Origin of the sequence: Peptococcus niger (assembly GCF_900101835.1) — a bacterium.
Taxonomy (GTDB): Bacteria; Bacillota; Peptococcia; order Peptococcales; family Peptococcaceae; genus Peptococcus; species Peptococcus niger.
In genome coordinates, this window is record NZ_FNAF01000013.1 from 37,156 (window position 1) to 47,694 (window position 10,539).

At 49.5% G+C, this 10,539-nt stretch carries 10 protein-coding genes; 3 read left to right on the forward strand and 7 right to left on the reverse strand.

Annotated elements, in window-relative coordinates; translation table 11 throughout:
- Nucleotides 1-52: 52 nt before the first annotated feature.
- The 3 genes from cydB to BLQ16_RS08400 all read right to left on the reverse strand — a co-directional run bounded on the left by cydB (nt 53) and on the right by BLQ16_RS08400 (nt 3,282).
- Entirely contained in the window at nt 53-1,060 is a 1,008-nt protein-coding gene (gene cydB / locus BLQ16_RS08390; RefSeq protein WP_091792290.1) for a cytochrome d ubiquinol oxidase subunit II, read from the reverse strand.
- A complete protein-coding gene (locus tag BLQ16_RS08395) occupies nt 1,051-2,454 on the reverse strand; it encodes a cytochrome ubiquinol oxidase subunit I (RefSeq protein WP_091792291.1) in 1,404 nt (467 codons plus the stop codon). Before BLQ16_RS08395 ends, cydB begins: the two co-directional genes overlap by 10 nt.
- Before the next feature lie 102 nt (nt 2,455-2,556).
- Nucleotides 2,557-3,282, reverse strand: a complete 726-nt coding sequence (locus tag BLQ16_RS08400; RefSeq protein WP_159428057.1) for a metallophosphoesterase — start codon at nt 3,280-3,282, stop codon at nt 2,557-2,559.
- Nucleotides 3,283-3,367: 85 nt separating this feature from the next.
- Here BLQ16_RS08400 and BLQ16_RS08405 point away from each other — a divergent pair, with 85 nt between their 5' ends.
- Nucleotides 3,368-4,189, forward strand: a complete 822-nt coding sequence (locus BLQ16_RS08405; RefSeq protein WP_479724473.1) for an undecaprenyl-diphosphate phosphatase — start codon at nt 3,368-3,370, stop codon at nt 4,187-4,189.
- A gap of 52 nt (nt 4,190-4,241) precedes the next feature.
- On the opposite strand, the gene BLQ16_RS08410 is transcribed toward BLQ16_RS08405, so the two are convergent.
- The 3 genes from BLQ16_RS08410 to dinB all read right to left on the reverse strand — a co-directional run bounded on the left by BLQ16_RS08410 (nt 4,242) and on the right by dinB (nt 7,061).
- Nucleotides 4,242-4,898 (reverse strand): glycoside hydrolase family 73 protein, encoded by a 657-nt coding sequence (locus BLQ16_RS08410; RefSeq protein WP_091792294.1) that lies wholly within the window; start codon nt 4,896-4,898, stop codon nt 4,242-4,244.
- A gap of 199 nt (nt 4,899-5,097) precedes the next feature.
- Entirely contained in the window at nt 5,098-5,871 is a 774-nt protein-coding gene (locus BLQ16_RS08415) for a ribonuclease HII (RefSeq protein WP_091792295.1), read from the reverse strand.
- Nucleotides 5,862-7,061 (reverse strand): DNA polymerase IV, encoded by a 1,200-nt coding sequence (dinB, locus tag BLQ16_RS08420; RefSeq protein WP_091792296.1) that lies wholly within the window; start codon nt 7,059-7,061, stop codon nt 5,862-5,864. Before dinB ends, BLQ16_RS08415 begins: the two co-directional genes overlap by 10 nt.
- 100 nt (nt 7,062-7,161) lie before the next feature.
- Here dinB and BLQ16_RS08425 point away from each other — a divergent pair, with 100 nt between their 5' ends.
- Nucleotides 7,162-7,437, forward strand: coding sequence for a hypothetical protein (locus BLQ16_RS08425; RefSeq protein ID WP_091792297.1), 276 nt, complete (start codon nt 7,162-7,164; stop codon nt 7,435-7,437).
- Nucleotides 7,438-7,681: 244 nt separating this feature from the next.
- Here BLQ16_RS08425 and BLQ16_RS08430 read toward each other — a convergent pair whose 3' ends face one another.
- Nucleotides 7,682-9,748 (reverse strand): stalk domain-containing protein, encoded by a 2,067-nt coding sequence (locus BLQ16_RS08430; RefSeq protein WP_091792298.1) that lies wholly within the window; start codon nt 9,746-9,748, stop codon nt 7,682-7,684.
- Between the two features lie 146 nt (nt 9,749-9,894).
- On the opposite strand from BLQ16_RS08430, the gene BLQ16_RS08435 reads away from it, so the two are divergent.
- Nucleotides 9,895-10,539: tRNA 2-thiocytidine biosynthesis TtcA family protein (locus tag BLQ16_RS08435; RefSeq protein ID WP_091792299.1), on the forward strand; the 645-nt coding region annotated here is incomplete at its 3' end.

Below are 10,539 nucleotides of genomic sequence, written 5' to 3' on the forward strand. Positions count from 1 at the left end.
AGGCCTCCGTCTAAAAGAAAACGACCACCCTCAGGTGGTCGTTTTACTTGCCTTAATAATGAACGTCTTCCTTTTTGATCCGTTTGCGGAACACGTAAAAGGACCAAGTTTGATAAGCCAACACAACCGGTACAAGGCAAATCGCTACAATGGTCATCAATTTCAGCGTATACGGACTGGATGACGCATTGTAAATATCCAAAGACCATTCAGGATTTAAAGTGGAAATCATGATGTTCGGGAAAAGCCCTGCAAAAACAGTGACCGTGGTCAATGCGATGGCCAAAGCGATGAAGATAAAGGCAATCCCATGGCGAGCCTTTAAATTGCACAATACAGAAAGAATCATGCAAACAGCAGCGCCGGCGCAAAGAGCGAAGCAAATCGGTTTATCAAACATACCGGTGGTAAGATAAGCATACACCACCCAAAGAACCGTTGCAACAATCATTGCAATACCCAATTTAGGCGCCAAGGCGTGTAAGCGATCCAAAACCGTCTGTTCTCCAACTTTCAGTTGCAGGTAGGTTGCGCCATGATACAGGAAGATCAGGGCAAAAACAACACCGCCAAGCACTGTAAAGGGAGACAAGAGGGTGAAGAAATTGCCTACAAATTCCATATTTTGATCAATGGGCACACCGGCAACCAGGTTTGCCACAGCAACGCCCCAAAGAACGGCTGAGAGCAAGGAGGTCACTGAGATAACTTTATCCCAGTTGTTGCGCCAGCTGCTTTCCGCTCTTTTAGACCGGAATTCAATGCCGCAAGCGCGTAAAATTAGGCAGACAAGAATCAGGAACAGGGCCAGGTAAAAGCCGCTGAACAAGGTGGCATACACATGCGGAAAAGCTGCAAAGATAGCCCCACCGGCTGTGATCAGCCACACTTCATTTCCATCCCAGAAAGGCCCAATGGTGTTTAATACCACGCGTTTTTCCTCATCGGTCTTACCGACAATGGGAATCAAGGCGCCGACACCGTAATCAAACCCTTCCAGGAAGAAGAATCCGATGAATAGAACGGTAACGAGAATAAACCAAATGATATTTAAATCCACAATGAGCCCTCCTCTTTTGCCATAGGTTCTTTGGCTTCATCGTCAATTTTTTTCGCATATTTTACAATAAGCTTCACGTCAATAATTGCCAATACCAGGTAAAGCAGGGTAAAGCCAACCAAGGTAATGAGCACATATGCGTCCGGCATCGCTGTGGAAACAGCGTCTTCGGTTTTCTGCAAGCCATATACGATCCAAGGCTGACGGCCCATTTCAGCAATCAACCATCCGAAAGTGTTGGCCAGATAAGGCAGGGCCATCGCCGGAAGCAGGATCTTATAGAGGACATTCACCGCGCCGCCGGCGTGATATTTCTTCCGCCAAGCGACAAGCAAGGCCAAGAGCGCCAGCAAGACCATGACACTACCGGCACCAACCATGATGCGGAAACTCCAGAACATGCTGAAAACATCCGGAATATAGTTGCCGTCACCATATTGGGCGACATATTGTTCTTGCAGGTTGTTGATCCCTTTAACTTCTGAATTGAAATCATTATTGGCCATAAAGGACAACATCTTAGGAAGCCCAATTTCAGTCGTATTCATGCCGTTTTCTTGATCAATACCGGCAAAGAGTGCTAAGGGGGCACCTTCCGTATCTTCCCATAAAGCTTCCATAGCAGCCAACTTCATCGGTTTTTCCTGACCTAAGTACTGGGTCTGGACGTGACCGACACCGGCCACAGCCAAGGAAGCAATGATGGCTACAACAGCAGCTAATTTAAAAGATGATTGGAACACCGGCTTATATTGACCCTTGGCCAAGTGGTAAGCGCTGATGCCCAGGACAAAGAAAGCGGCAGTGCAGAGACCAGCAGTAAAAACATGTGGAAATTGGTGAAGCACGTAGGGGTTTGTGATGACTTCGGAGAAGCTTGACATTTCTGCCCGCTCCATTCCATTGTCTTGAGTGACAATCTGATAACCGACCGGATTTTGCATGAAAGAGTTGGCAATCAAAATCCAAACGGCGGACAAGTTGGAAGCAAAAGCCACCAACCAAATGCAAAGGCAATGAATTTTTTTCGGCAACCGATCCCAACCAAAGACCCAAATGCCGATAAACGTCGATTCAATAAAGAAAGCCGCCAGCGCTTCAATGGCCAACGGAGCACCAAAAATATCCCCCATAAAGCGGGCATATCCGGACCAGTTCATCCCAAACTGGAATTCCTGTACCAGCCCGGTGGCAACCCCTAATACAAAGTTAATAATAAATAACTTACCCCAAAATTTCGTCATGGTTTTGTATTTAGGGTCTCCGGTGCGCACATACTTGGTTTGCATCAAGGCAATCATAATCGGCAGTCCCATGGTTAAGGGGACAAACAAGAAATGATACACCGTTGTGACCGCAAATTGCCAGCGTGCCAACAACAACTGTTCAAACATAAACTAACCTCCCTTTAATTTGGAACGCAACCGTCCAACCGCGCCCCTACACGAGGCCAAACGGCATTGTTCTTTTAATATAACCCGCATTGTCACTTTTACTCAATACCAATTATAAATATTTTGCGGAGAAAAATCAAGATAATCTGACGAAACTAATTGAAATTTCGTCGAATTCATTAAAATCGGTTCAAATGAGGCACAATCATCCCCATGAAGATGGCCATAAACACAATAATTCACCTGATATTTTTGTAAAATATCCGTAAAAATGCTGGGCACCCCCGGCCGTTTAAAGGGGGGAAAGTGCAATAAGGCAAATCGCACGCTTGCATCTTGTGGAAATTTTGATAAGCTGGCTTCCAAGCGCATGGCCTCACGGCGCATCATTTTTTCCTGATGATGCCCCCCTTCCTGGTCAAAGAAGCTCCAGCCCCGGCTACCCCCGAAAGCCATTCCTTGGATACAAACCGCATCATTATGAATGATCTGCACCCCCGGCGGTAATTTTTCGCGAAGCCGCCCAATGCTCTGCCACCAATTGTCATGATTGCCGCGGCCAAGTATTTTTTGCCCCGGGAGGGCCGCCAGCCATTCAAGCGTCGGCAAAGCATCTTCCGGTTTGTTTCCCCAGCAAATATCACCGGGAATGAGGACGATGTCCTCAGGCCCCACCGCCAGGCGCCAGGCATTTTCAATCTGTTCGGCATGGTCTTGCCAAAAATCGCCAAAAATATCCATCGGTTTTGCCAATTCCGGCCTCAAGCCAATGGACAAATGCAAGTCACCAATAGCCCATACCGATCGCACTGGTTTTGACGTCGTCAATACAATATTCCTTTCTAACCTCTTGAACAGAAATGGCATATCCATTAAAATGAGCGTATTGTCATTGCCATTTAGGAGGAAAAACGTGAGTATTATTGAATTGGTAAAAATATTAATTCTCGGTATCGTCGAAGGGATTACCGAATGGCTCCCCATTTCCAGTACCGGACACATGATCTTAGTTGAGGAATTCATTAAGTTGAACGTTTCCCGGGAGTTTTGGGAAATGTTTTTGGTGGTCATTCAGCTGGGGGCAATCATGGCCGTCGTCGTCCTTTATTTTGATAAGCTCAACCCCTGGGCAAGGCGTAAAACCGCCATTGAAAAACGGGCGACCTTCAGCCTGTGGGGAAAAACCTTGGTCGGCTGTTTGCCGGCTGCGGTCATTGGCCTCCCGCTCAACGACTGGATGGAAGCACATTTTTTTAATGCCACGGTCGTTTCAATTGCCCTGATTGCTTACGGGATTGTTTTCATCGTGATTGAACGGCGCCATCAAAACAAGGCCTTTAAAATCCAATCTTTTTCCGACCTCAGCTATAAAACAGTGGTCGCCATCGGCTTTTTCCAAGTGCTGTCCCTTATCCCGGGCACGTCCCGGTCGGGCTCGACCATTATCGGCGGGATGCTTTGCGGCACCTCTCGCTTCATTGCCACAGAATTCTCCTTTTTCATGAGCATCCCCGTGATGTTTGGGGCCAGCTTACTGAAATTGGTAAAATTCGGTTTTGACTTTACTGCCGTAGAAGTTATTTACCTGCTCTTCGGTATGGTCGTGGCTTTTGTGGTCTCCATACTGGCCATTAAATTCCTATTGAATTACCTGAAACGAAATGACTTTAAGGCCTTCGGCTATTATCGCATCGTGCTGGGCCTCATCGTTTTAGGCTACTTCTATTTCATATAAGACGACAATTGCTTAGCCCAGCTTGCCTGATGATTTTATCATCGGGCTTTTTTTATTGCCCATCATATTGCTTTAAATTATAGGTTTGTATCATATGGATGAGTTTTTCCGCGTAAGCCGGATCCGTAGCATACCCGCCCTGGACCAAGGCCCGTGCCGCTTCTTCCGGTGAATCGGCTTCAACAACGCCCCGATACCTTGGCAAGGTGCCCACTAAGACGGCGTAATCTTTGACTGAGTCCTCCACCGAATCATAGGCACGAAAGTTGGCCGTTACCGTGACCGACTCGCCCCCCAAGACCTCTTCCGTCTGGTAGGCCGCACTACTTTCTTGAGCAGTGCGTTTTATGCCGAAGAAGTTATGGTGGACCTTCGCTAAATCCGATTGACCAAAGCCCGATTCCAAAGCGGATTGGGCCAAAATCAAAGACGGATAGATGCCTTGCTTCCGGCCATACTTTTGCGCCAATGGTGCCATCTGCTCAAAATAGGCCTCATGGTTGCCGGTAAATTCTCCGGTAAATTCTATTGAAGCGCCCCTTGTTTGGTTAACATTTAAACCGATGGCTAAGGCCAAAAGGGCAAAAAACACAAGCAAAATAAAGGCCCGGCTTTTAAAAACTTGCGCATTGCGCTGTCGATAGCGCCGGTTTCTTGGAACCGCTCGCTTTGAACCACGTCGTGGACGACGGGAAGGGGTTGTCACCATAGGCACCTCCTATTATCTTTATTGTACCCTATTGCCGGCTTTTACAAAAGCCCCGCCTTCACCCTGAGAAAGTCGGTAATCGCCTATAGCTGGATAAGGGCGATTGTAGCCTATTGGCTTACAGGCGATAAGTCTTTTTTACTGGCAATCTGCTTGCTGGTCACCAACAAGCGACGCTTTTCAAGGGCCATCATGCCTTTTACTGAAACAATTTAAAAGACTTCCGATGACAGGGAGACGGTCCATACCGACGAATGGCGGCATAATGGTCTGCGGTACCATACCCTTTATGCTGGGCAAATCCATATTGGGGATAGCTTTGATCCAGCTTTAACATTAAGGCATCCCTATGCACCTTTGCCAAAATAGAGGCCGCTGCAATGGAAGCACTTTTAGCATCCCCGCCAATGACATTTTTCTGCCGATACTTTCCGTCAACTCGATTCGTTCCGTCAACCAGCACAATCGAAAAATCCCCCAAAGCCGCCAAGGCACGATTCATTGCCAATTCGGCTGCATGTAAAATATTAAGCCGATCAATCTCAGCCTCTGAAACCTCGCCAATGGCATAAGACAAGGCCGCTGCCCGTATCCGTGCCGCCAAAGCCTCTCTTTTAGAGGCATTTATTTTTTTAGAATCGTTTAGTCCGGGCAAAAATAAATTATCCGGCAAAATCACCGCCGCCGCCACAACCGGCCCTGCCAAGGGGCCCCGACCGGCCTCATCGGTGCCGGCTATACGGCAATACCCGTCTGCCTGAAGCGCTCTTTCAATCTGCCACATATGTGCCAACCGCTCTTCTTCCATGGCAACCTTCTGCAACCGACGCTCAATTTGCTCTGCCAAGGCTTGAATGCCCTTGCGCTCATCGGCGCGCAATATGGGTATCCATGCCTTTTGTTCCGCAAGCGATAAGTCTGAAAGCTGGTTTTTAACCGCCATGACCGATTTTTTACTGATATTTATTTCCACTGGCCCTCCTCCTCATGCTGATGCCCCGACAAGGCGTTGGCACGCATAATCCTGTCTTTACCGTATTTTTCTTGCAAGTCTTTAATCAAGCCGGTTAATCGGTTTGATTTTGCCGCTTTTTGAACCGCGTCATCAAAAAAGGATAATTGTACGTCTGCTTCCTTTTCGCCAACCAATTGGGAGGCGGTCATGCCGATGAGACGCCAGGGTTCACCGTGAGCGCATTCATTTAACAGGCTAAGAGATGCTCTCCACAAGAGGTCAAAATGATTGGTGGCCCGGGGCAGTTGAACCTGTCGGGTATGGGTCGTAAAATCCGTTAACCGCCATTTGAGAGTTACCGTTTTGACCAAGAGCTCCTGTCGACGCAAGCGTCTGCTGACATCTGCAACCAAATCGGATAATATTTTTTCTAAAATTGGACGGGAGACAATATCCTTGGGAAAGGTCTGTTCTCGACCGACCGATTTGACGTCACGCTCTACAATGACCGGGCGGGGGTCAAGGCCGTTGGCGCGCTGGTAAATGTCCGTGGCGCGTTTTCCCAAGAGGTTCTGCAAAAGAAGTGGGTTGACCTGGGCCAGCTGCCCGATGGTATACAGGCCTTCAGCTTCCAAAAGGGAGCGGCTGCGCGGGCCGATCCCCATCATCCGCTCAACGGGCAGGGACCATACCAAATCCTTAAAGTGCCTTTCTTCAATAACCGTCAAACCGGCTGGTTTATTGAAATCGCTGGCCAGTTTGGCGGCAAACTTTTGGTAGGACACGCCCACTGAGCAGGTCAGCTGACGCAGTTCAAACAGACGACGTTGAATCGCTGCCGCCAAATGCACGGCCTGCGCCATATCAGCTGTTTGCTCTGTTACATCCAAAAAGGCTTCATCCACTGACAGCACCTCGACCAAGGGGGTCACCTTACGAAACAAGCCCATGATGATTTTCGATTCTGCACGATAAACGCCTTTTCGCACCGGCACATAAATACCCTGCGGACAAAGGCGTTTGGCCTGCATTATAGGCATGGCCGAATGGACCCCGTAAGCACGGGCTTCATAAGATGCCGTGGTCACAACGCCGCGATTGTCTGAAGCACCAGCCACAATAACCGGTTTGCCTTTTAAAGCAGGATTGTCCCGCTGCTCAACGGATGCAAAAAACGCATCCATATCAATGTGTAAGATTCGTCGCATAGGCACCCCCCCTTCGCTTTATACTACCTTGAAAAGAAAGCCTGCGCAACAGAGTTGGTATGAACTTCTCCCTATGCTATAATGGCCTTGAGGTGATGATATGAAATTTAATGGTGCATTGGTAAAAACCGATGAACGCGTTATCGGCGTAGCCGTCGTTGAAAATGATTTTTTGGATTTGGATCCCGAGGTGCGCGCCAAACGCTTGATGCAGTATCACAAAGGATTTGGCGGGCAGGTGCCGGTCCTCGTCCTATTGGAATCTGTCGAAAATAAAGAAAAATATTGGGGCCGCCCTGATTTGATCCCTTTGGTCAAGGATGTTCCCTTAAACATGATGACCTTCAAAACCTGGACGGCACCTGATGAGGTTTAGCCTTTTTATTTGAAGATAACTGCACCAGCCTTTTATGACCCTGGTCTTTCCAATGAAGTTTTTACTTTGTGGATAGATGAGGGTCCTTTTTTTGAAATAACCTGAGGAAAATCCCGGCAAGACCTGTCCTGACTGGCCCTCGGACCAAAAAAAGTCATCGGCATCCGAGGCTGGCCCCTATCCCGATGACTTTTTATAAATCATTTTTTAACTGAACCGCCCAGCTGAGGCGTATTTTTTATGCTCACCGTTTGGCAACGATACTAACCGTTCGTGAAGCATTGTCATAGCTGACGTCCATGCCAATGGCCTCGCTAATGAAACGCACCGGTACAAAAGTGCGACCTTGGCGAATTTGCGGCGCCACGTCAATGGCACGGGTTTGTCCGTTTAAGGTCAGTTGAGCCTGATCCACCGGTAAAATGAGATGGTCATTATTGATGACAATGTCCACCTCTCTGCTGTCCGCCAGCCAATTGACTTGACCACCGTAGGCTTCTGCGATCAAGCGCAAGGGCACCAGGGTGCGGTCTCCGTAAATGAAGGGGGCTGCGTCCAGTGGGTGCTGACTGCCATCCAGCCAGTAATAGGGTTTAGCAATGGTCATGTCTAAAAAGCGGTAAGCCGGGTTGCCCAAGTAAACGTGGGCCTCATGCTGGCCGAATTTTGCGGTCACCACACCATTTGCCTGACCGGCCAAGTCGGTTATGCTGAAGGCGCCGTATTCACTGATTACATCTCCCTTAAATCCGGATAAGGACCAGTCAATGACACGGGGCGACAAGCCCACAGTCCGGCCATCCGGCATAACAGCGAAGACCCCAACGTTAACGGTCTCGCCCGGTTTCACCATAAACTTATCTGCCTTTAAATAAATTGAACTGGCGGCTTCCGGTCCCAGGATGGTGATGTCTTTGCGTGCAATTTCTCCTCCGGCGGCATTCGCTTTTAAGGTGACTGGACCCGGCTGAAGGGCTAAAAACCAAGGGCCGTCCCAAGCACCGTGGGCACCGTCATCCGCATAGGTCAACGGTGTTTCGTTTGGCGCTTTCGGATGATAGTTGGCATCCCAGGCCTTGGTCAAGGCAAATTGGGCACTTGCACCTTGAAGAAGCGTCGACGGGCCGCCCATCCGCCCTGCTGCTATGGGACCTACCGGTGTATTGTTGTAGATACCAATGCCGTTGACCACCGGTCGCTGGGCTGCATAACGTTCCGGCGCAATGGCCACTTCACGGTTAAAGCTGCCCAAAGGACGGCTGACCAAGGTGCTGGACCCACCGCCATCTAAATTTACAGCCTTGGCACATCCCAATTCGGTCATAAACCGGCTTAATTGGGGCAAAGACAGGCCAGCGCTTCGGTTTGTACGCCCTTCTGCACAGACAATATAAACGGTCTTGCCGTCTGCTGAAATCCCAGCCGCAGTCCGCGCCCGCACACCGCCTAAAACGTTGATATCTTTGGTATAGGGAACCGGCTGACCCTTGTTGACCAGCAAGGCATGTCCGCCGACCAGAAATTGCCACTGGCGATTCGGTTGAACGCCGGCCCAGACAAGGGCTTTTTGGCCGACCCGCAAATGCTTGGTCACAAATTTTTCACCCTGTCCATTGGCTTGCAAGATCATTTTACCGTCGGGCACCGGGTAGGGTAGGGTTTTTCCCATGGAAATGCGCTCAACAGTCCCATCATAGCCAATCAAAACCTCGGTATTGTTCGCATGTCCCCGGGAAGCGCTGCCCCAGAAATCATTGTAGAGCTGGATGGTATCCGTATGGCTTTCTTGACCGGAGGGATCATGCCAATAGTAGGTTTTGTTCAAACCATCCAAGGGAAAACTGGCCCCATCCGCTGCCTTAACGCCGCCATTAAAGGTAAAGGCTTCAATATACGCTGTACGGGTATTGTCAATGCCCAGAGAATACAGTCCCATGATCACTGCAGGAGAACTTTGCAGGCGACCGTTCACAATGGACGGGCCAATCGGTGACCCCTGCAAGGCCATGTTAAAATAATCCCCATTGGTCATGGCCACTGCATTGGTCGTTGCGGTCATTTGACCGACCGTCGCCCGCTTGGTGTATTCGCCGGCGCCTGCGGCTAAGCGCAAATCCGTATTGGGATTGGTCAAGTCACAGCGCAAGACACCAATGCGTGCATTCTGCCAATGATGGATTTCCTGCACCACCCCGGGCGCTATCGGCTCAGCGCTGACCGGCGCTGCAAGGGCCAGGGGTGCCAGGGCCATTGACCAGATGACGGTGCAAAGCACGCCGCTCAATAGCGCAAGGATAAATTTCTTTTGCATCTTACCTACCTCCTAGTTTCATTTGCTTTTACTATACCCCAAGGCGCCGGTGCGCTCAACCGGTCCGGCAAACTGTTTCTTTTTTGTTCCTCTTGCTTGCCGTTTGCCCTCTCCTTTCCTATAATAAAAGGCAAAGGAGCGATAAAATGAAACGAAATTGGCGTGCATTAAACAAAGAGCTGTTTGCCCCCATGCGACGGGCCAGCCGAGACTATGGGCTGATCCAAGAGGGTGACCGCATCTGTGTCGGTCTATCCGGTGGCAAGGACAGCACCCTCCTCCTCTACAGCTTAGCGGTTTTACAGCGCACCCTGCCGGTGGATTTTCAAGTGAAAGCCATGAGCGTTGACATGGGCTGGGAAAATGATTACAGCGGTCATAAACGTTTGTGCGCCGAGCTGGACATTCCCTTCGATATTGTAGAAACGAACATCGGGCCCATCGTTTTTGAGGAACGCAAAGAGAAAAATCCCTGTTCCCTATGTGCCCGCATGCGCCGCGGCGCCGTCAATAACTGGGCCGCCGAAAATGACTGCAACAAGGTTGCCCTGGGCCACCATTTGGACGACGTGATTGAAACCTTGCTGATGAGCCTGTTTTATGAAGGTCGCCTGCATACCTTTGCACCTTACGCTTATTTAAGTCGGGCAGATGTTACAGTGATTCGGCCGCTGATTTTCGTCAAGGAAGCGGACATTCGCCGGGCCGTCAAAAAATTAGACCTGCCGGTCATGCACAACGCCTGCCCGGCCGACGGTTTTACCCAGCGCAGCAAAGAAAAAGAGCTGATC